Here is a 21,383-nt window from a genome sequence, read left to right as displayed (position 1 = left end):
AAGCATGAAGCCCTGCTTATGCAAGCAGTGCCAATACTAGAGATAAGGAGTGGAACGACGATGACGCAACCATTACAGCTGTCTCCGGAAACGGCGATCAAGCTTTCTAAGGAGCTTGGTGTACCGCTGGAGCATCTGATGCATATGCCGAAACATATTTTGCTGCAAAAGATTGCTGAGCTTGCTAATAAAAATGCAGCTGATGAGCCCAAAGGAGACACCAATAAGTGATCCCGTTCGAGCGTGCATGGCCTTATGATATCATTATGAAAGACGTATATGTCTCTTCCTGCCCGTTCTGTCACAAGGATAACGTCCTGCTGCCGCTGCGACCGAAGGAGCTTGACCATATTCGTTCCGGCCGTAAGAAGCTGCTTGTGTTTCCTTGCTGCCATAGCCGCGTGACGGTTGTCGATGCGGACCAGGATTACCTGCTTACCGATACGAATCTGCGCGAAGCATAACGCGAAGCATAATAAGTAAAGCCGCCCGGGCATACGCCCTGAGCGGCTTTCTTCATTTATGCATTCATTGCAGCTGGTTCATCTTCAAACAGCTCGTTATTGTTATTCTCGCGCAGCATTTGCCACTGGTCACGGCTTGCCCGGATCATAGAAGCATCTGTAATCCGCTTGTCATTCACGACTCGCGAGAACCATTGGACCGCTTTACGAGGCTCGCCAACCCGGCGATGCAGCTCTCCGATCAGATACATCAGCTTCGCGTTGTTAAGCGATCCGCCTTCTGTCTCGAAGACGGTTATGTAAGCTTCAAGCGCAAACCGCAGGAAACGCTGCTCCTGTTCCTGAAGCCCTTCGTAACGGTACAGCCAAGCAATATGATGAAGTAGGCCTGCAACGACCCGATCCTTCTCCTTAATGATTCCGCAGCAGAGGAGCGCAAGCTTATAGCATTCCAGCGCCTGCTCCTTCGTGCGGTTGCCTCCGTAATCGCGATGGATCCAGCGGCTGCCGAATGTATCGTAATATTCCTTCTTTTGTACATCCGTCATACGCTCTGCACCATTCTCTGTAGAAGCGAAGCCGCAACGAGGACAGACGCGAACGACATAATAGTCAGGATTAAAATCTGTTTTGTAATGCGAGCAGAAATCCGTATCTCGATTCGACGGTTTCTTAAAGCTTGGGCGCACGCGTGATGTCTTATAGGTCGTCTCACAGCAAATGCATGTAATAGATGTTAAATAGAGCGGCTCCATATACTCACGTCTCCCTCAAATTTGTGTTTGGTTTAAGTAGCGACTAAATCGCACCTTAAGTCTACGGTTGATTAACAAAGTGATGCGCAGGTCCAGATAACCGGTCGATAACAAGCTCTTGCAGCGCCTCGGGCAAGTCCGTCTCACGGAGCGCTTCGCGCATACAGCCAAGCCATGCCTCAGCCCGTTCAGGGGTGATTGGGAAAGGCAAATGTCTCCCCCGCATCATCGGATGCCCGTATTCATCGGAATACAAGGAAGGCCCTCCAAAGAATTGCGTCAGAAACTTCGTTTGCTTCTCCATCACGGGTATAATATCTGCCGGAAAAAGTGGTGCCAGCAGCGGGTGCTGCTGTACTTTAGGATAAAAGGCCTGTACGATGCCTTCGATGCCCCTAGCCCCTCCGACAGCCTCATATATAGTGCTATAGTTATTCATCGTCATAAACCGCCTTAATTTTTAGGTCTTTTGTATTGGTTCCTGTAGATATTTTAGCATGAAAGCAATGCGGATTAAAACTACGCTTTCGGGTGGAAAATAAAAAAAGCTACCTAATGAACTTTTACATCCGAAAAGGTTGTAACATCCGTTGTCTCCTGCCTGGCTGTTCAATCGTTAGCGCAAGCCTCTCGATGGAAGCCGCTTCATGAAATAAGAGGCAGCGAGAAATATAAGACAATCGGTGAACGTGACAATATAACCATTAATCAACTGAGTCTTCTTACCTATATGTAGAGTGCAAAAAAATGCCCTCTTCATAAAGAGGGCATTGTAGTGTAAGTAATGTTTCGAATAGATGGCGGCAAGTTGTTTAGCTTTCGTAATCCTCTTCTCCAGGAGCCACCAGTGACTCGCGGATGACATAAACGAATGCACAGACGAGAATGCCTGCAATAATACTCATTGTCATCACTCCAAGTTCTATTGACGTGAGACAATTGTATCATACCGTCCAACAAAATAACATCAATTTTGCAAGCGTTTTCGAAATGTAATACAGCTGTAATATAAGGGCAATATCTGGCGCTTTCCCTGCCTTTCAATACGAAGAGTGATGATTGTCCCACTTCCTACATATAGCAGTAATAGAGCTGTTTGTTCGCTCATGGGGAGGGACTTACGTTTGCATATCGTTCGTTATTTATTGCGACCTGCGGTCATACCGGCGTGGTCAGCCATCATCCTGACGCTGCTCATGATCGGCTTTCCTAGCGAAGCGCTTGGAGCCTCCATTCGCGGGCTTTCTATCTGGTGGGAGGTGCTGTTCCCTGCCCTCTTCCCCTTCTTCGTCATCTCGGAGCTGCTCCTTGGGCTTGGCATTGTCCATTTCTTCGGCAAAATGCTCGACCCCCTCATGCGGCCGCTCTTCCGCATTCCCGGCATCGGCGGCTTCGTCGTTACGATGGGATATGCCTCAGGCTACCCCGTCGGGGCAAGGCTAACGGCTCAGCTCTGGGAGCAGAAGCTCATCAATCGCGCGGAAGGCGAACGCCTCGTCGCTTTCACCACGACGTCGGATCCGATCTTCTTGATCGGCGCCGTCTCGGTCGGCTTCTTTCATAACGTCGCGCTCGCACCGGTACTCGCGGCGGCGCATTACGGAGGCGGCCTCATCATCGGCCTGCTTATGCGGTTTCATGATCGGAAAGCGCCAGCGACGCCGCAGGCTAAACCGGAAGAGCGCAGCGGCAGGCGCAAGAGCCGCCTCGCCGAAGCGATTCGGGCGATGCATACCGCCCGCATGATGGACGGGCGTTCACTCGGCACCCTGCTGCAGGACGCCGTGCAAGCAGCGCTGCGGCTCATGATCGTCGTCGGCGGCCTCGTCGTCGTCTTCTCCGTCATAATGGAGCTGCTCCGGCAAGCCGGAGGAATCGAGATGCTCGCTACAGGTGTACGTGGGCTGCTTGGTTTGATCAGCGTGCCTCCTGCACTATCCGATGCAGTCGTCAACGGTCTGTTCGAGGTGACGCTTGGCGCTCGCTCGGCTGGCACGGCAACGAGCAGCGGACTGCTGCATCAAGCGGCGATTGCCTCCTTCGTGCTATCGTGGGCCGGCCTCTCCGTCCATGCGCAGATTGCCAGCTTGCTTAGCCGCACAGACCTGCGCTACAAACCTTTTATCATCGCCAGATTCCTTCACGGCTGCATTGCAACCGGGCTCATCTATGTGCTCTGGGACTGGCTCGGGCCTGCCGTCTAACGTTGTATTCGGCATCATTTTCCGCTATGATTCAAAGTGTAAACGGCTGTATTCGTCCTCGGGCGGAACAAGCTACATTAACTCTTAAGAAAAATACTACCCGAGCGGAAGGGGCTTGTTTGTTTGAACTATGTCATCATTGACAGAGGCGATAAGCTGTCGAAGGAGCTTGTCGATCGTTTCCATGAGCTTGCAGCTGCACGTGGACTTGCGCGCAACGATGAAATGCCGGATACCATAATCTCCATCGGTGGCGACGGTACGCTTCTGAAAGCTTTTCACACGTATGCAGATCGGATTCATGATGTTGCCTTTATTGGTATCCACACTGGCCATCTCGGCTTCTTCGCCGATTGGAAGGCTGATGAAATCGAGGAGCTTGTCCGAATGATGGCCGAATGCGAGCCGCGTATTGTCCGCTATCCGCTGGCGCAGATCGAGCTTGAGACGGACGAGGGACGTTCGACTTATACTTGTTTGAATGAATTCACGCTCAAAGGCGTCAACAATATGCTTGTCGCACAGATCGATGTGAATGACGAACTGTTCGAGATGTTCCGAGGTGACGGCATCGTGGTGTCCACGCCATCAGGCAGTACCGCTTATAACAAAAGCTTAGGCGGCGCCGTTATTCATCCGTCCATTGAATCGCTGCAGATTGCCGAGATCGCGTCGATCAACAATCGCGTCTATCGGACGCTGGGCTCGTCTCTCGTGCTGCCGCAGCATCATCACTGCGATATTATTCCGCGCAAAGACCAGCGCTTGCAGCTGACGATCGATCAGCTCACCATTACTCGAAACGATATTCGTTCCATCCGGTGCAGCGTCGCGACGCGGAAAGTGAGCTTTGCCCGCTATCGGCCGTTCACATTCTGGAATCGGGTGCGCGAAGCGTTTCTTGGCTATGATGTGAAATAGATGAATCATTATCGCGCTTATTTGCGGATCGTCGCGCCGTACAAATGGCTCATTCTGGTGACATTGATCATTGGCATCATCAAATTTGCGATCCCGCTGACGCTGCCGCTCTTTATTAAACATGTCATCGACGACGTGCTGCTGGCTGACTTGCCTGTCGATGTGAAGACATCCAAGCTGATGAAGGCGATCGGGCTTGCCTTTCTTCTCTTCGTCGTCGTCCGCTATCCTATCGAATATTACCGTCAATATTTCGCGCAGCTTACAACGAGCCGCGTGCTTTTTGACTTGCGGAACAAGCTGTACGGTCATCTCCAGCATCTGTCGCTTCGCTTCTACCAGAACCGCAAATCCGGCGAGATCATCTCCAGAATGATGAACGACGCCGAACAGACCAAATCGCTCGTCGAAACGGGACTGATGAACATCTGGCTAGATATGTTTACGCTGGTGCTGGCGCTCATTATTATGTTTAACATGAACGTGCTGCTGACCTTCGTATCGATCGCCATTCTGCCTTTCTACGGCTATGCGGTCAAGAAGCTGTATAAGCGGCTGCGCGGCTATTCCCGCTCGCGCTCGCAAGCGATGGCTGAGATGCAAGGTTATCTGAACGAGCATGTGAACGGAATACCAGTTGTAAAAAGCTTCACGCTGGAGCGCTACGAGCAGCAGCAGTTCGGCAAGCGGAATCAGACATTTCTGGAGCGTGCCTTTGCGCTGACTCGCTGGAATGCGCTCACACAGTCGATTATTAATACGTTAACGGAGATCGCGCCATTGCTCGTGCTTGCCTGCGGCGGCTACCTTGTCGTGCAGAAGTCGCTGACGCTTGGCGAATTCGTCGCTTTCTACGGCTACTTGGACCGGCTCTATGCGCCTCTGCGCCGACTCGTCAACTCTTCGACGGAGCTGACGCAAGCGTCCGCTTCGCTGGAACGTGTGATGGAGCTGCTTGGTGAGCAGCCGGAAATCAGCGATTCGCCGAATGCAATGGCGCTGAGAGCTGTGAAAGGTGACATCCGGTTTCAAAATGTGTCGTTCCGATACAGCAGTGACAGCGAATGGGTGCTGCGGGGCATTAACTTGGAGATCCCGCAAGGCCATACGGTCGCGCTTGTCGGCATGAGCGGCGGCGGCAAGTCCTCGCTCGTCAGCTTGCTAGCCCGCTTCTACGATACGCAGGAGGGCGACATCACGATTGATGGCAGATCCATTCGCGATGTGACGCAGGAGAGTCTGCGTTCTCATATCGGGATGGTGATGCAGGACAATATTCTATTCAGCGGATCGGTCCGCGAAAATATTATGCTTGGCAACCCCGATGCTTCTATCGAGCAAATTGTTGAGGCTGCGAAAAAAGCGAGTGCACACGACTTTATCATGTCGCTGCAGAGCGGCTACGACACCGAGATCGGCGAGCGGGGCGTGAAGCTATCCGGCGGCCAAAAGCAGCGGATCGCGATCTCCCGTGTGTTCCTGAAGGACCCGGCGATACTCGTGCTTGATGAGGCGACCTCGGCGCTCGATCTCGAATCCGAGCATGCGATTCAGGAGTCGCTCGCCGAGCTGGCGCAGAACCGCACGACGCTCATCGTTGCGCATCGCCTCTCCACCATCACCCATGCCGACCTCATCGTCGTCGTCTCGCATGGCGAAATCGTGGAGCAGGGCAAGCATGATGAGCTCATGGCGAAGGATGGATCGTATGCACGACTTTATAACGTGCAGTACTTATAGGAGCTGAGAGCGAAGTGTCGCTCTCAGTTTTTTTGTGCAGTGCCAACCTTCAATTCAGCAACACTCCAACCTCCAAACCCTTCAACCTTCGAACCTCCAAACCCTTTAACCTCCCCCCCTTCAAACCCTTCAACCTCCAAACCCTTCAACCTCCAAACCCTCGAACTCACCGATCCTCCCGTCTTCTGCTCCATTAGCGGCTTTTTCCTCTCTCAGCGAAATTGTAAAATGCTCGATTGCCAAGTTTGGCGCTGAGAGATCAATTACGATCTCTCAGCATCAGAATCGCGCCGAAAGTCGACTGAGAGATCCAATATGATCTCTCAATTCCGCTGCCCAATATGGCCCTACCTAGATGCTCTCAGCGCCACGACCAGCAACAACAAAAAACGCCGGCTCATCGTAAGATGAGTCGGCGTTATATTTAAGATTGCTTGGGAGCATGGTCCTTATGCTCTTTGTGCTCTTTATTGCCGCGTTCGCGCGGCGCGTGGTTAGACTGCTCTGAAGCAGCGGCCACCGGCGCTTTGTTGTTGTTGAAATGCTGCCGCTTGTTGCGGTTCCGTTCCGGACGATCCGAACGATTGCCACCGCCACCGCGCTCAGCGTTCCGCTCACCGCGTTGCTCTTGATTACGCTCGCCCCGCTGCTCTTGATTGCGCTCTCCACGCTCACCGCGTTGCTCTTGATTACGCTCGCCACGTTCGCCGCGATCCTGCTTCTCGCCACGCTCCTGCTTCTCGCCACGATCCTGCTGCTGGTTCCGGCCGGAACGGCCGCCGTGATCGCCGCCGCGGTCCTTGCCGCCGAACGGCTTGCGTCCCTCGCGTCCGCCTTCCTTCTCGGGATCCTTCGCGGCGTCCTTGCGGTGGCTGTTGCGCTGCTGCTCACGGCGCAGATCGCGCTCAGCGCGCGGCATGAACTTCACCTGCTGATGCTCGCTCGCAGGCGCTTCGCTCGATTGCGCAGTAGCTGCCACAGCGCGTGAAGCGGACACATAAGCATCCAGCGCGCCTTCGACCAGTTCGAAATCTTCGCCGTCATGATCGTCGTTCAACTCGCCGTCTTCACCGGACTTAGAGCCGCCTGGCTGCTTCTCCAGTACAAAGTAAGCGCAACCGAAATTGCAGTACTCATTAATATAATCGACCATCGAGGAGATCGCGCTTTCGCGCGTCACCTTCGGATGGTTGTCACGGAAAAACCCTTTGAGCCGCAGCTGATTATATCCCCAATCACCAATTACGTAATCGTACCGTTCCAGCACTTCACTGAATCGTTCTCGAAACGCTTCAAAATTCCAGCCATTTCTATTTTCATGAATTAATTCGTAGGTTCTGCCGCCGATATGGATCAAGTCTGCTTCTCCCTCCTTCTTAAAGGGTTGCCGATAATTTGGCTTCCGTTGCCGATGCGGATTGAACCTGCTCATGCGCATGATACGAGCTGCGAACGAGCGGCGCTGATTCCACGTGGCTGAAGCCGCGTTTCAGGCCCTCTTCTTTCAGCTTCGCGAACTCATCCGGGTGCACATAGCGTGCGATCGGCAGATGGTTCTTCGAAGGCTGCAAATACTGGCCAAGCGTCAAAATGTTGCAGTCCACAGCACGCAAATCGTCCATCGCCTGCAAAATTTCATCCCATTCCTCGCCAACGCCAAGCATAATGCTCGACTTCGTCGGAATGTCCGGTTTCATTTCTTTCGCGCGCTTCAGCAGCTCCATCGAACGAGCATATTTCGCTTTTGCCCGAACGCGATTCGATAAGCGGGCGACCGTTTCGATATTATGGTTCAAAATGTCCGGATTCGCATCCATCACTGCTTGCAGCGCATCCCAATTGCCCATAAAGTCAGGGATTAGCACTTCTACGCTGCAGAGCGGAAGCCGCTTACGGATCGCTTTGATCGTTTCTACGAAGATCATCGCGCCGCCGTCCTTCAGATCATCGCGGGCAACCGACGTTACGACGCAATGTCTTAGCCCCATCTGTTCCGCAGCTTCGGCTACACGTTCCGGCTCCTGCAGATCAAGCTCTGTAGGCAAGCCCGTCTTCACCGCGCAGAAGCGGCAAGCACGAGTGCAAATATCGCCAAGGATCATGAAGGTTGCTGTACGGTTCGCCCAGCATTCATAAATATTCGGACAACGCGCTTCCTCACACACTGTATGCAGTGTCTTCGTGCGCATCATCTCTTTAATTTCGGCATAATTGCCGTCAGTCGTCAATCTTATACGAAGCCAATCCGGCTTAGGTACTCGTTCTTTCTCGTTCTTCATAACGGGAGTTAACCTGCTTTCTGTAATCTCTGCGTCTTATTATAGCACGTTTCGGATAAAAACCAATGATTTGCAGATCATATCAGAAGAGCATTACTTGAACCAATTGCACCCAATTTGATCATTCAACCGGAGGCGCTAATCCGCCGCATGCCGGTTGGCACTTGGAGGCCGATACTTCTGAGATCCTTGTGTTTATCCTTAATAACAGTCGTTCTAGTTATTAACCTGCAGTTCTTCGGCCAAGTCCAAGAACATACCGCTTCCGCCGCTTCGGGAACTCCCCCAGCTCGGGAAGTCCAAACAGCCATGAGAGCAAGCGCCAACAAAACCGATGCCAAAGACGAATCTTTCGCAAAAAGGCGCATCCTCTATGATGAAATCAGCGTCGTCACTCGGATCCCCTGGTATCGTCTTGCCGCGATCGACCAGTACGAACGGACGATAACGAAGGCACGGCCCAAGACACGCCAGCAGCTGGGACAATACATCAGCGTGTTCGTATCTGAGTCCGAATGGGCAGGGGAGCTGAATCCCGACGTCAACGACCAATCGCCCATGTCGATCCGCTGGTTCAGCGGGCTGGGCGAGGATGGAGACGGCGATGGGCTCGCGGTGCGCACGAACGACACTGACTTACTGTATTCCGTCGCCAATCATTTGATGCGATTCGGTACGGAAGAGGACGATTTTTCAATCGGATTATGGCAGTATTATCACAATACGAGAGCGGTCCAGCGCATTCGCCAGTTTGCCCGCCTCTATCAGAACTTCGGGACACTAAACCTGTTCGAGCATGCATTCCCGCTGCCAATCGGCGATAACTATTCCTACAGAGGAACATGGGGAACGCGCCGCAGTTGGGGTGGATACCGTATTCATGAGGGAACCGATATTTTTGCAGGCCATGGCGTTCCTGTACGCAGCACCTGCTACGGCATTATTGAGATTAAAGGCTGGAATCCTTATGGAGGCTGGCGGCTTGGTATACGAGATCTCAATAATTACTATCATTATTATGCGCATCTGTCTGGCTATGACAAGGCGATATTCGTGGGCGGCGCCGTTAAGCCCGGCCAAGTTGTCGGTTGGGTCGGAAGCTCAGGCTATGGACGTCCTGGAACAAGCGGTAAATTCCCGCCGCATCTGCATTACGGGATCTACCGTGACCGCGGTTTAGTCGAGTGGTCGTTCGATCCTTATCCGTCGCTCCGACAATGGGAGAACGATGAACGTCGCAGAATGCGCAAACGCAAATCATAAAAAAAGAGCGCTCGTCAAGGCCTGCTATAGGCATTAGGCTGAGCGCTCTTTTTTTGCTGCTGGTCATTCTCCGGTATTCGTACTCGCATTCGCATTTGAATTCATATTCGTGTTCGACGACGAAGCAGGCTCCGATCCGTCTGCCCCAGTACCGCTATCTGCTGGTGACGTCGTGGTGACGCCGTTCTTGCCATCTTGCATCGGTAGCGAGATATTCGGCGCATTCGGTGCGGAATCGCCGACCGGATTGCCTTTGTTATCATAATAGTACATCGGCACATCGCCAACGACGAGCAGGTACGAGATCGGAATTTCCGTATCCACCAGCTCCGGCTGCGTATCGAATGGAATAATAATCGATACCTCCGCAACGATATGCATATACACCTCGACCAAGATCATATTAATTCCGGCATCCTTTTGCTTCGTATCGAGATCGACCTTCACAGCACCGATTGGTTCGAATTTGACCGGGATACGTGGACCGAACGAAGCGATAATGGCACTGCCGAGCGCTTGGCCGAGCGGGATTTTCTCTGGAATGTCGCCCATCTGGTCCAGTTTCGTCTGCACCGTATCAATCGTTTCGGACGTAATGCGCATGTGCTCGGAGTAATTCAGCATAAAGCCCGACACTTTCCCGCTCGCATTCGTCTTCCACTCAATGAGCTTATCAACGGACGATTGATGCGCAACCTGCTCTGTAATCGCCTTATTGATCGCCTGTGTCGCGACCTGCTTGACGCGGACCTTGGCAACAGCCATGAGCGGACCTTGTAAATTCCGTTCGACGAAAATAAACATCTGGAAGAAGAACAGCCCGAAGATGATCAGCAAAATAAGAACGAGCTTGCGGCGGCTCATCTTCTTGCCGCTGCTTCCTGATCGGCGCCGGCGTCCGCTGCTTCGCCATCCCCTTCTTCCCCATCTGCGCATATGGGCGCCTCCTTCTCACCAGTTGTCCGCTGTCCCCTTCCAAGCTTATGCGGATAACAGGCAAAAAAGAAGAAAGCTAGTTCACCTCGATTAAACCTAGCTGCAAGCAAGCGCTGATTGCAAGCTTGCGCACGCCGGTCGTAAAGCGGATATCGACCGATTCGGCATCAATCGCAATGAGCTCACCGCTGCCGAATACGCGATGCTTCAGCTGTGTGCCAGGCGCTATTCCTTTAAAGCTCTTGAGCGCATTCGGGTTCGCCGGAACGAAAGCCTCCTCTGGCTTGCTAATCGTTACGCTGCCTGAAGCTGCTGAGCCAGTCGGCTTGCGCTGCGATGTTGTAACGCCTGAAGAATGCTGCTTCACCGGCGGCTCAGCACTCGGATCCTGGATATAACGAACGGCGGCAACGAATTCAGACTCTTTCACTTCTTCGCCGTCACGTTTTCCATATGCGATCAGCTCCAGCTGCTGCTTCGCCCGCGTCATGCCAACATAGAAGAGCCGCACAGCCTCCTCCATCTGCTCGGACACTTCCCCTTCGACCTTCTTCATATCTTCGCTCGATGGAATGATGCCTTCGATGAGGTCAATGATGTACACCCGCTCGAACTCTAGCCCCTTCGCGCTGTGCAGCGTCGAGAAAGTGACGGCATTGGCATTCTTGTTCTTCTTCGACGCTTTCATGACCGCTTCCAAGTACTTCAATCTCTTCGCAAAATCCTCCAGCGACTCCAAACCGTCCGCAATATCCTCAAGCGTGTTCAAAATCCCGACCAAACTCTCCTTGCGAAATCCGAGCCGTTCGCACATCCGATCCAGCGCCCGTTCATAGCCAAGCTTGTTCCGAATCGTCCGAATGGCTTGGCGCGGCTGCATCTCCTTCAACGTCTGGAACGTTTCCTTGCATTCCAGCAGCTGCTTCGGCTGGTAATCCTGCACCGGTACATGGTTGATGAGGTTATCGAATACCGACTCATTATTCTGAATGCGGAGCAGCGCCGCCATCTGGGTTTTTGAAATATAGCCGCTCATCTTCGTATGAATTTTTTCCAGCAGCTCCGGCCTTTTATCCGTATACGCCATCCGCATGAAACCGAGAATATCCTCCAATATCCAGTGAGAAAAGAAACGGTTGTCGCCGTCCTTCATATAGAATGGAATACCGCGGCGATCGAACTCATTCATTAGCGTTATCGAGGACGAATTGTTCCGGTACAGCAGCGCCACCTCGCGCAGCTCTTCAATCCGCGAAACCTTCTCCGCCACATACTTGGCCTGCTGTTTGTAATCGGCAAGGCTCTTGATCCGAATCGGTCTGCTGCTGCTGTTGCGGGTGAACATGTTCTTGTCATAACGATTCTTGTTGCGTTTAATGAACTGGTTCGCAATTGCTACGATGTTCTTCGAGGACCGGTAATTCTGCTCCATCTTTAGAATCGCCGCATCCGGGTACACGTTCTTGAAATCAAGCAAATACTGCGGCTCTGCCGCCCGCCACGTATAGATGCTCTGATCGTCATCCGCGACGACGCACAGGCAGCCATGCCGCTTAACGAGCTTCTCGATAATCGCATGCTGAACCATCGACGTATCTTGGCTTTCATCCGTCAGCACGTAGTCGTACTTATTCTGATATTTCCACAGCAGCTCATTGCTCTCTGCGAGCGCACGGTTGCCGATAACGAGCATATCGTCGTAATCAATCAGCAGCTTGTCGCTGCGCGAACGCTTGAACGCTTCATATTCCTTCATAATAAGAGCCGCTTCCTTGACATCACAGTTCACGGATGACCACTGTTCTTCGGGAATCAGCTTGTTCTTAATATAGCTGATGTAGGTCGTTAGCTCCTCCATCTGCTCTTCCGTGATGTTGTCGTTGTGGATTCGCTTATAGATATCGCGCAGAATCAGCTTCTTATGCAATGGCGGGTTATCTTCATCGAAACCTTCGCTTTCACTCTCAGCCTCGACCGAACCTTCAATAATTTGAAAAGTAATCCGATTCCGCCGCAAAAATTCCCGCATCAATTCGAATGCGAGACTGTGTATCGTCGAGAAATCGACGCTGCCCGCAGGATGGTCCGGGAAGAACCGGCTGAACCGCTCCTTCATATCCTGCGCGGACGCCTTGCTGAACGTAACTGCCTTGATTCGGCTCGGATGAACGCCTTTCACCTCAATCAAGTAGCCAATCCGCATAATAATTGTCGTCGTCTTACCTGAGCCCGGCGATGCGAGCAGCAGTAATGCGCCTTCGGTATGGAGCACCGCCTGCCGCTGAATCTCATTCAGTTGGACACCAAGCTCGGCCTTCTTCCGCTCAAAAAAATTCGTTGTCGTCGCTTTCGTCATTACGATCTAACCCATCCATTCTTCCATTAAACGATTGAGATTCCTCTTCTTCCTCGAGAGAAAGAGGGAATCTACGTTCCCATTTTTTACGATGATACTAGTATCGCTTGTGAGCGCCGCCTGCTGCAATAGTTATTTTAAGTTATTTTTTGCCTAGTTTCTCGTAACGGTTCTGCGGGGCAATATACAGAAGAGTTTCGCGAAGATCGCAACAAATATATGCAATCGTTCAGTAATAAAGGCTTATAGAGCGACAAAAAAAAGAGCGGACCCGCACGGTCCGCCCTTCCACTATTATCCCAGCAGCTAGCCTATCATCTCTGAAACGAAGCCGTTTATCCGCTGCAACCGCGACTAGAACGCCTCGTGCAAGCCATCAGCTTGAGCAGCAATCGACTTATTGCTGCAGCTGAATTTGTTCAAGCTCGCAGCTTGATTCAGCTGCGTTACAAGCTCTTCCGGCAACGATGCTCCACCGCTCAAAGCACCTGCGATCCCCGCAGCGAGCGCCGTTACACTCGCAGTGTCTCTGCCCATATTGACCCCTGCGATAAGCGCGTCGTAGACACTGCCATTAACTAGCTTCACGATGCAAATTGCTTTGGTCACCACTTCATTCGCAAAGCTATTGCCGTACGGCACGCCACACCCATGATACATCCGGTCGAACGCTTCCCGCAATTGCTGGAAATCCGTACAGCCGTCAACTAGACGCAAGCCTTTATCCAGCTCCTCGAGTACATTATCACGCAGATAACCGTACTTGTAGCCGTCGATCTGCATGCCGACATCGGTGTAATTGCAGTGCTCATACAGATCATGAATGACACTGTCAATTGTCGCATCCGGCTTCGTTGCGGCAGCAATGGCAGCCGCCGTAACCCCGGACCACTTCACTCCGTAGCTTCGCGAAGCTTGATAGAGCTGCCCGAGCTCGAACGCATCGCGTACCGCGTTCTTCACGTCGCCGGCATTAATGAGGCCTACCGGATGGCAAAAACCCGCGAAGCTGTTCAGTCCCGCATAATCGCAATATTTGCCCAAATCACGCGCAGGCAAGCCGTTATTCGCAAGCGCAAGCAAACCGATGTCGAAAGGCTCCATGACCTTCTCGGCATTGCTTCGAAGCAGGTCGGCATTCCATATCGCTCGCACATCTTCTGCCGTAACGCGGTCCTGCCGCTCACAGATTGCCGTAATTAGGAGCTTCTGACGTTCGATGCCGCTCTCCGTCGTTCCCGCCGGCCGTGACCAGACACGCTCATAAGGCAACAGCTTATCCAGCACATCATACTTGCTCGCAATCTCCTGCCAGCTCCAGCCCTGCACGGGAGCTCCCATCGCCGCGCCGATCTGCGCGCCGGCAATACAGCCGTAAAATTTATCCTTCAAGCTGACTCTTCCACTCATTTCTCGCACGCTCCCGGTTTTATCTATTTATCGCACACGCACACACTCGCGCTCGCGTGCTTTTATAATGCGCCCATCAGATTGGAATAAGCTTTCAGCCGCGTCAGTCTAGTGTTATAGGCTTTATACAAGCCGTCAGCATGCTCCTTGATCGTCCGTTGTGAGTTCGTCACCACATGCAAGGTTGTCGCATAGTCGGTCTGTTTGATCCAAGCTTCAGGAACAGTCGAGATCCCAGTCAGCGCTCCGGATATGCCAGCTGCAACTGCTGTTACGCAGTCCGTGTCGCGACCCATATTCACTGCAGCAACCATCGCGTCTCTGACATTCCCTTTTGTCCAATTGAAGATGCATACCGCTTTCGTCACAACTTCATTCGCATAGCTGACCTCATAAGGAATGCCTCTAATGTTATACGATTCATAGAGCGCTCTTCTGAACTCTCGATAATCCGTAATACACGCCGTCCGCTTCAACTCGCGGTCTAGCTCGTTGACAACAACATCCGGATCGCAATGGTCATAGATTGCGCCGAGCACGCTATCGAGCGTCGCGCCAGGCTTCGTGCCGGAAGCGATGGCAACTGCGGTCACCATAGCCCACTTCAGCCCGCGTCCGTTCATCGTCTGATACAGCTGTCCGACTTCGTTCACATCGTCGATAGCGCCAAAGATGTCACCGGCATTAATAAGGCCGATTGGATGGCAGGAACGGGAGAAGCTGTTCAGCCCCGCATAATCGCAATATTTGCCGATGTCCCGGGCCGGAATGCCGCTCTTCGCCATCGCCAGCAGCACCGCTTCGAACGGCTCGGAGATCATGCCAGCCGATTCAGGCTTAATGCCCGATATCCACATTTTCCGAACATCCTCTGCCGTTACACGGTCCTGCTTCTCCATAATGGCAGAGATCATCAGCTTCTGGCGCTCAACGCCATCCTCGGTCGTACCTGCTTCACGCACCCAACCATTGTGAAAATGCTCATAAGGCAGCAACTCTTCCAAAATGCCATACTCAGCGTCAATGCGCTCGAAATCCCAGCCCTCTACCGGTGCGCCCATGGCAGAACCGATATGTACCCCGGCAATACAGCCATAAAACTTGTCAAACAAGGTGACTTGCTCACTCATTAGCTTGATCGCTCCTCTTAATAGGTTGTCTGCTAGAAACGAAAGCGGTGCAATAATCAAACCGACTTTGAAAGTTGAACATATTCGAGGCGTTTATAGCTCGCCTATAATGAATTCGGGTAGCGTGTGAATCTACGAATGAATAGATGAAAGGGTGTAACGGATACGATGGTTGATTATGCGAAGTATCGTCTGGATGACGCAATGATGTTGAAACGGCTGGTCCATCCTGCGGGCAAAATTAGAATGATTTTGGATACGGATGCATTCAATGAAGTGGACGATCAGTTTGCGCTTGCGTACGCCTTGCTGTCGCCGGAGAAGCTTCAGGTGCTAGCCGTGACGGCCGCGCCGTTCTTCAACTGGAACTCGACAAGCCCAGGTGAAGGTATGGAGAAAAGCTATAATGAGATCTTCAATATCTACAAGCTGATGGAGCTCGATCAAGCTCCGCCGGTATACCGGGGATCCGCTCAATTCATGGACAGCGCGGATGAGCCTGTTCCAAGTGAAGCTGTCGACCGAATGATAGAGCTTGCATTAAGCGGTGATGAGGAACCACTCTATGTCGTCGCAATCGGAGCGATTACGAATGTAGCCTCCGCTATCGCCAAATGCCCCGAAATTATTCAGAAGATCGTCGTCGTCTGGCTTGGGCCGAACTCCTATTGGTGGCCGACACAGGATATTTTCAACGTCTCACAGGATTACCACGCATCGCGAATTATTTACGACAGCGGCGTTCCGCTCGTCATCCTGCCTTGCCATAGCGTAGCCTCGCAGCTGCTTACATCGACCTATGAGATTGACGCCTGCTTGCGTGATCGCAACAAGCTTGGCACCTACTTCAGCGATTTGTTCCACGGTAGATTTGAACGGTTCGGCCGCAATCGTCCTGGCTGGTCCAAAGTGCTGTGGGATGTGTCAGCGATTGCCTGGCTGCTGAATGAAGAATGGGTGCCTTCGGTCGTGCGGCGAACGCCGATTCTTAATCCGAACTTCACTTACTCCTTAGATGATCATCGTCATTTCTACAAAGAAGCGATCGACATAGACCGCACCCATGTTTATATAGATTTGTTCGAGAAGCTGTCCAAGCCATACTAGTATCGGACCCTGACCACCTGCTTGCGATTAGAGACAGGCGGTCATGCTGCTCTCCCGGTATTGACCAGGCGTAACGCCGACGCTTCTTTTGAAGGCGCGAATGAAGCTGTGAACGTTGGTATAACCAACCTCGCCGCTGATCGCAAGCACCGTCTGGCTGTCCATCATCAGCAGCTGCTTCGAACGCTCAATCCGCTTCTGAGTAAGGAGGCTGTAGAAGGTATGGCCCGTATGCTGCTTCAGCAGCCGATTCAGATAGGTCGACGAGCAGTGCATCTCATCCGTCACCTGCGCGAGGCCAAAATCCTTCCCGAAATGCACATCAATATAAGCGAGCGCTTCTTCGACAATATGTGTTGCTAGTGCAGATTGGTAGAACATCGTAATCGAGCCTTCTTGCTTATGGAGCATTCGCTCCACGACGCTATACATGATCGAATTGCGCAGCGCCTCCAGCTCCTTCTGATCTGCAGCGGCTGGGTCTATAGATTTGGGTAAAATCTGCATCTCGTTTCAGTGCCTCCTCGCAAGTAAATCGTGATCGATTGCGCGTTAGGACTTCATGTATTGCGCTGCTTCGCGCTCCAGCACGGCAAGCTTCTCGACTCTCCTACGGAACTGCTCTTCGGTGCTGAAAGTAGCCTTTACGAACGATGTAATCAGATCTTTGGCAAGCCAAGCTCCAACGATCTGCGCTCCGATGCACATGATGTTCACATCGTCATGCTCTACGCTCTGATGCGCCGAATGATAATCGTGGCATACTGCCGCGCGAATGCCGGGAATCTTGTTAGCTGCAATACTCGCGCCGACGCCGGTTCCGCACACCATAATGCCTCGCGCCGCCTCGCCTTTCAGGACAGACTGGCAGACTAGCCGGGCAATATCCGGAAAATCCACAGCATCCGCGCTATGGCAACCATGGTCAATTACCTCGCAGCCGAGCGAATTCAGGTGTTCTGCAACCGCCGCTTTCAGCTGAAACCCGGCATGATCGCAGCCAAGAGAAATTTTCATAGGCGTAACCCTCCCAAGGAAAATGAATTGTTCATGCAAAAATGGCAACGTTGCCATTTTAAGCCGATCATAGCGTAGCCGTTTGAGGCTGTCAACCCGTTCCAGCTGAAATTTACGCACGGTCTCGCTAGCATTTTGCACGAAGATTCTTTAAAATCGTTGATAGATGGTATCGTTTACATAGATGAGCCATGACGATCGAGGAGGAAATTGCAATTAAGAAACCAACCATACATGACGTCGCAGAACGAGCGAAAGTGACGCCCTCCACCGTATCACGGGTAATGAATGGCTCAAGCCTCGTCAAGCCGATGACCCGGCAGCGGGTCCTTGATGCCGTCCAGAGTCTCGGCTATGTGCCAAGCCGAAAGGCGCGTATGTTCAAGTCCGGCAAGAGCGGCATCCTCGGACTTGTCGTGAGTGCACAGCATATTAGCGAGCTGATTTATAATGCAGGCTTCCAGTCGCTCTTCAAAGCGCTGACGGAGAAAGCACATGCCGAGGGCTACAACCTTCTGATCATTACATCAGCCAGCGCGGATTCCGACTCCTTTTTTGATGTAATTAAGAGTCAGGTCGCCGATGGATTTATTATTTTGAGCCCATCCGGGAGCGAGACGCTTGCTTCGATGCTGGAAGAGGCGGGCATTCCTTATGTGTTTAATATGAAGTATTCGAATAACCCCGAAGATCACTACTATGCCTCCTACGACGATATAGAAGCTGGATATATCGCGGCCAACTATTTGCTTGATCTGAACCATACCGACATCCGGTTCATCGTGGGCAGCATTAACGGCAATGTGATCTCCTTCAACAGCGACCGCATTGCCGGCGTGAAGAAGGCGTTCGAGGAATACGGCATTCCGTTCCAAGACAGTTACATTGTCCGTGTCCCAGGCCAAATGGAAGAGAGCTACGACGCGATCCACACGCTCCTGCAATCGCAGAAGCCGACGGCGCTGATGATCTCTAATGAGACGACAACGGTTGCCGCGCTCAATTATTTCTACGATTACGGCTACCGCGTTCCGCAGGATCTGTCGGTCATCGGATTCGGTCCAGCGGAATTCCACCGTAAGCTGCGCCCAAATTTAACGAGCGTCAGCTTCGATATCGCATGGTCAAGCGGCCGAATCGTCGACATTCTGCTTCAGCGAATCGAAGGGTTGCCAGTGCTTCACGAGACGCCGAAGAAGCCGGAGCTTGTGATCCGGAATAGTACCTCTCGCAGGGAAAAGTGAGGAATGATCGGTGGCTTCCCGTGAATATGGGACCCTGGGGGATACACTTTTGCTGATGTAACCAGCTTCATGTGCTCGTTTGTGTGGATTTCGGAGAATGTAGTCCAGCTAACCAGCTTCTTGCGCTCGTTTGGGTTGATTTCGGAGAATGTAGAGTACCCAGTACCCTTCTTTCACCTTTTCAACTAGTTTCCCGCATATGTGGGGTATTGGGTACACCTCTTCCACCAATGTAGATCCATACGGGATACACTTTCGCCGGATTTGCTACTTTTCCACCAATGTAGATCCCTGCGGGATACTCTTTCGAAGACACCAAGCACCCACCGCAAGCCTGCGAGTGAGTGCTTTTTTGCATCAAATCACACGTTAGCCCCGAACAGGAGCAGAGCTTTGCGGAGCATAAATTTGCGGATTTTGGCGACGGCACTCTTCGATAACGGTGAGCTGCTGGCGTACCTGTTGCGGCGTTATTTCGAGCGGGGCACCGTCTAGAATTGCGCGGCGCAGCATGTGATAAAGCTGCTCCGCCATATAGCCATACTCATCTTTGCCATCTTCAAGCGCGAGCTTCCAGCTCTCCGAATGCCATGTGAGCGTCTCGCGGCAGTAAGACGGCAGACCGTTCTTATCGACAAGCGGCACCGTGGTGAGCTGCTGCTCCGGTGCTTCCTCCGGCTTGAAGTACCTCCACTCCAGCCGCTCATTGTTGCCGCGCAAGCCGCCGTTCGTTCCTTGAATGACGAACTGCTCGCCCGGGAACACACTACAGGAGGACACTTCCACATCGACCGTCGGGCGACCTTCCCCCTGCAGCACCAGCTTCACATAGTCCTCCGCATCGCCGAATGTGTTCGCCCGGTCCATGATGCATTTCACCTCCGGCATCATATCGTTGCCGAACAGCTGCAGCGCCTGATCGAGCACATGCGAACCGAGATTGAGCAGGCTGCCGCCATTGTTGCTTTGAAGCGTCTGCCAATCCCATCTGCGCGTAAACCGGCTGCTCGTAAAATCCAGCTGCACAATGCGCCCAAGCACACCGCTCGCAATGACCTCGCGAATGCGCACATAAGCAGGCATATAGCGGGATTGCTGGAAGACAGCCAGCAGCTTGCCGCTGCGCTCCGATGCCTCGATCAGCTGGTCAACTTCCGCTGATGTGCGGGCAAGCGGCTTCTCGCATAGCACGTGGAAACCGCGGTTCAGCAGCTCCAAGGAAATCGGCACATGCTGATGGCTCGGAGAAGCATTAACGACGAGATCGAGTGGCTCGGCAGCGATCATCTCCTGCCAAGTTCCGTATGCTTTGCAGCCGAACTCTTTTTCCGCAAGCTGTTGACGCTCGGGGAGCGAGTCAGCTACCGCCACGATTTGAAAATACTCCGGCAGCTTAGCCAGATTCGCCCCATGAATATCGCGCCCGCTTCTGCCTTGTCCGATAATCCCGACTTTAAGAATGTTTTGGCTCATACACTCTCATTCTCCTTCTCGTACCCGTTATAGGATGAAACGCGGTTCAATGCGGATTTCTTTGCCCGAAGCCGAACTCTCGTAGACCGCCTCAATCAGTTGAATTGCTCGAAATCCATCACCGCCGGTTACGGCAGGCTGACAGCCGGATTTGATAGATTCAATAACATTCGCTAGCTGCAGCTGATGATAGAGGTGGCTGATGCTGCGCGGATCCGAGACACCTCCATAGGCAGGAGACTCAGCGAATACCGGTGGGGCCTCGCAGCCCGGAACCGACCAATGTTCAATGCTGGAACCTGACAGCTTAATTGTTCCTTCCGAACCATATAAGCGGATTGCCGCCGGGAATCCAGGGGTGATACTCGTGGAAGCCATTAGTGTCCCAAGCGCCCCGCTCTTAAACTGAACGATAACAACGCCAAGATCCTCCGCTTCCATCTCGTGAGTTTGAATGACGGTCCGACCATACACGGTACGCACCTCACCTGCGAGCCAGAGCAGCAGGTCAACCGAATGAATCCCTTGATTCATGAGCGCCCCGCCGTCCTCGGCAATCGTTCCTCGCCATGGAGCGCTGTCATAGTACTGCTGCGTTCTGTAAAATGGAACCTCCACCTCGGCGAGCAGCAGCTTTCCGATCCGCCCCTCCGCCACGATGCGCTTCACTTCGCGGTGAAGCGGCTCGAACCTTCGCTGCGAGATGACGGACAGCGTTAGTCCACGCTCTTCCGCCAGGCGGCACAGCTCCTCCGCTTCCGCAGCCCGCATTGCCAGCGGCTTCTCAACCACTACATGCTTGCCTGCTTCAAGCGCATCGCTGCCGATACGATAGTGGCTGCCGCTGGAGCTGGTGATGCAGACGATATCGACGTCATCCCGCTGTAATAGCTCCTTGTAATCCGCCGTCCAAGCGCAGCCTTCATGTTCGGCAATAGCTTGCGCCTTCACCCCGTCACGACTAGATACGACGGACAGCATAGCGCCGTCCAGCCCCTGAATCGCAGCGATGTGAAAATCCGCAATCGTGCCGCAGCCAATGATCCCAAATCGCCGCAAACCAGCACCTCCGCTCACGCTCATG

The 21,383-nt window shown here is 52.8% G+C and carries 21 protein-coding genes; 8 read left to right on the top strand and 13 right to left on the bottom strand.

Translation table 11 applies throughout. From position 1 onward, the window contains the following. The first annotated feature begins 60 nt into the window (after positions 1-60). Complete coding sequence (locus tag AC0LWF_RS14800; protein ID WP_474652312.1) at positions 61-231, top strand: YycC family protein; 171 nt, start codon at positions 61-63, stop codon at positions 229-231. Then, on the top strand, positions 228-464 hold the full coding sequence (locus AC0LWF_RS14795) for a hypothetical protein (RefSeq protein ID WP_474652311.1): 237 nt from the start codon (positions 228-230) through the stop codon (positions 462-464). The genes AC0LWF_RS14800 and AC0LWF_RS14795 overlap by 4 nt, the downstream gene beginning before the upstream one ends. Positions 465-520: 56 nt before the next feature. On the opposite strand, the gene AC0LWF_RS14790 is transcribed toward AC0LWF_RS14795, so the two are convergent. Continuing rightward, positions 521-1,219 (bottom strand): DUF2225 domain-containing protein, encoded by a 699-nt coding sequence (locus AC0LWF_RS14790; protein ID WP_474652310.1) that lies wholly within the window; start codon positions 1,217-1,219, stop codon positions 521-523. Between the two features lie 61 nt (positions 1,220-1,280). After that, positions 1,281-1,658 (bottom strand): globin domain-containing protein, encoded by a 378-nt coding sequence (locus tag AC0LWF_RS14785; protein ID WP_474652309.1) that lies wholly within the window; start codon positions 1,656-1,658, stop codon positions 1,281-1,283. A gap of 691 nt (positions 1,659-2,349) precedes the next feature. On the opposite strand from AC0LWF_RS14785, the gene ylbJ reads away from it, so the two are divergent. From ylbJ to AC0LWF_RS14770, 3 genes are all read left to right on the top strand, one after another. Further along, positions 2,350-3,423, top strand: a complete 1,074-nt coding sequence (gene ylbJ, locus AC0LWF_RS14780; RefSeq protein ID WP_474652623.1) for a sporulation integral membrane protein YlbJ — start codon at positions 2,350-2,352, stop codon at positions 3,421-3,423. Between the two features lie 123 nt (positions 3,424-3,546). After that, positions 3,547-4,344, top strand: a complete 798-nt coding sequence (locus AC0LWF_RS14775) for an NAD kinase (RefSeq protein ID WP_474652308.1) — start codon at positions 3,547-3,549, stop codon at positions 4,342-4,344. Beyond that, positions 4,345-6,084, top strand: coding sequence for an ABC transporter ATP-binding protein (locus AC0LWF_RS14770; protein ID WP_474652307.1), 1,740 nt, complete (start codon positions 4,345-4,347; stop codon positions 6,082-6,084). Positions 6,085-6,107: 23 nt separating this feature from the next. On the opposite strand, the gene AC0LWF_RS14765 is transcribed toward AC0LWF_RS14770, so the two are convergent. The 3 genes from AC0LWF_RS14765 to lipA all read right to left on the bottom strand — a co-directional run bounded on the left by AC0LWF_RS14765 (position 6,108) and on the right by lipA (position 8,363). Beyond that, complete coding sequence (locus AC0LWF_RS14765) at positions 6,108-6,278, bottom strand: hypothetical protein (RefSeq protein WP_474652306.1); 171 nt, start codon at positions 6,276-6,278, stop codon at positions 6,108-6,110. 230 nt (positions 6,279-6,508) lie between these two features. Continuing rightward, on the bottom strand, positions 6,509-7,441 hold the full coding sequence (locus tag AC0LWF_RS14760) for a YutD family protein (RefSeq protein ID WP_474652305.1): 933 nt from the start codon (positions 7,439-7,441) through the stop codon (positions 6,509-6,511). 19 nt (positions 7,442-7,460) lie between these two features. After that, positions 7,461-8,363 (bottom strand): lipoyl synthase, encoded by a 903-nt coding sequence (lipA, locus tag AC0LWF_RS14755; RefSeq protein ID WP_474652304.1) that lies wholly within the window; start codon positions 8,361-8,363, stop codon positions 7,461-7,463. Between the two features lie 150 nt (positions 8,364-8,513). Between lipA and AC0LWF_RS14750 the strand changes: the two genes are divergently transcribed. Continuing rightward, the gene (locus AC0LWF_RS14750) at positions 8,514-9,626 is read left to right on the top strand and encodes a M23 family metallopeptidase (protein ID WP_474652303.1); all 1,113 of its coding nucleotides are present in this window, start codon (positions 8,514-8,516) and stop codon (positions 9,624-9,626) included. 63 nt (positions 9,627-9,689) lie between these two features. Here the strand turns inward: AC0LWF_RS14750 and yunB are convergent, their stop codons facing one another. The 4 genes from yunB to AC0LWF_RS14730 form a co-directional block, all read right to left on the bottom strand. Continuing rightward, a complete protein-coding gene (yunB, locus tag AC0LWF_RS14745) occupies positions 9,690-10,562 on the bottom strand; it encodes a sporulation protein YunB (RefSeq protein ID WP_474652302.1) in 873 nt (290 codons plus the stop codon). A gap of 76 nt (positions 10,563-10,638) precedes the next feature. Beyond that, positions 10,639-12,918 carry an ATP-dependent helicase gene (locus AC0LWF_RS14740; protein WP_474652301.1) on the bottom strand — a complete coding sequence of 760 codons (2,280 nt, stop codon included), beginning with the start codon at positions 12,916-12,918 and terminating at the stop codon, positions 10,639-10,641. Positions 12,919-13,272: 354 nt separating this feature from the next. Then, positions 13,273-14,328, bottom strand: coding sequence for an ADP-ribosylglycohydrolase family protein (locus tag AC0LWF_RS14735; protein ID WP_474652300.1), 1,056 nt, complete (start codon positions 14,326-14,328; stop codon positions 13,273-13,275). A 62-nt stretch (positions 14,329-14,390) separates the two neighbouring features. After that, complete coding sequence (locus AC0LWF_RS14730; RefSeq protein WP_474652299.1) at positions 14,391-15,458, bottom strand: ADP-ribosylglycohydrolase family protein; 1,068 nt, start codon at positions 15,456-15,458, stop codon at positions 14,391-14,393. Positions 15,459-15,626: 168 nt separating this feature from the next. On the opposite strand from AC0LWF_RS14730, the gene AC0LWF_RS14725 reads away from it, so the two are divergent. Continuing rightward, a complete protein-coding gene (locus AC0LWF_RS14725) occupies positions 15,627-16,565 on the top strand; it encodes a nucleoside hydrolase (RefSeq protein ID WP_474652298.1) in 939 nt (312 codons plus the stop codon). A gap of 27 nt (positions 16,566-16,592) precedes the next feature. Here AC0LWF_RS14725 and AC0LWF_RS14720 read toward each other — a convergent pair whose 3' ends face one another. Together AC0LWF_RS14720 and rpiB are read right to left on the bottom strand one after the other, a co-directional pair. Next, positions 16,593-17,072 carry a helix-turn-helix transcriptional regulator gene (locus tag AC0LWF_RS14720; RefSeq protein WP_474652297.1) on the bottom strand — a complete coding sequence of 160 codons (480 nt, stop codon included), beginning with the start codon at positions 17,070-17,072 and terminating at the stop codon, positions 16,593-16,595. Between the two features lie 45 nt (positions 17,073-17,117). Further along, entirely contained in the window at positions 17,118-17,582 is a 465-nt protein-coding gene (gene rpiB / locus AC0LWF_RS14715) for a ribose 5-phosphate isomerase B (RefSeq protein WP_474652296.1), read from the bottom strand. 191 nt (positions 17,583-17,773) lie between these two features. On the opposite strand from rpiB, the gene AC0LWF_RS14710 reads away from it, so the two are divergent. Further along, positions 17,774-18,826, top strand: a complete 1,053-nt coding sequence (locus AC0LWF_RS14710) for a LacI family DNA-binding transcriptional regulator (RefSeq protein ID WP_474652295.1) — start codon at positions 17,774-17,776, stop codon at positions 18,824-18,826. A gap of 369 nt (positions 18,827-19,195) precedes the next feature. Here AC0LWF_RS14710 and AC0LWF_RS14705 read toward each other — a convergent pair whose 3' ends face one another. Both AC0LWF_RS14705 and AC0LWF_RS14700 read right to left on the bottom strand, forming a co-directional pair. Then, entirely contained in the window at positions 19,196-20,299 is a 1,104-nt protein-coding gene (locus AC0LWF_RS14705) for a Gfo/Idh/MocA family protein (protein WP_474652294.1), read from the bottom strand. A gap of 27 nt (positions 20,300-20,326) precedes the next feature. Then, positions 20,327-21,382, bottom strand: a complete 1,056-nt coding sequence (locus tag AC0LWF_RS14700) for a Gfo/Idh/MocA family protein (protein WP_474652293.1) — start codon at positions 21,380-21,382, stop codon at positions 20,327-20,329. Position 21,383: the final 1 nt, after the last annotated feature.

It is taken from the genome of Paenibacillus sp. sgz302114, from assembly GCF_056120345.1.
The sequence above is the reverse complement of the archived record's forward strand: the minus strand, read 5'-3'. Positions and strand labels throughout refer to the sequence as shown.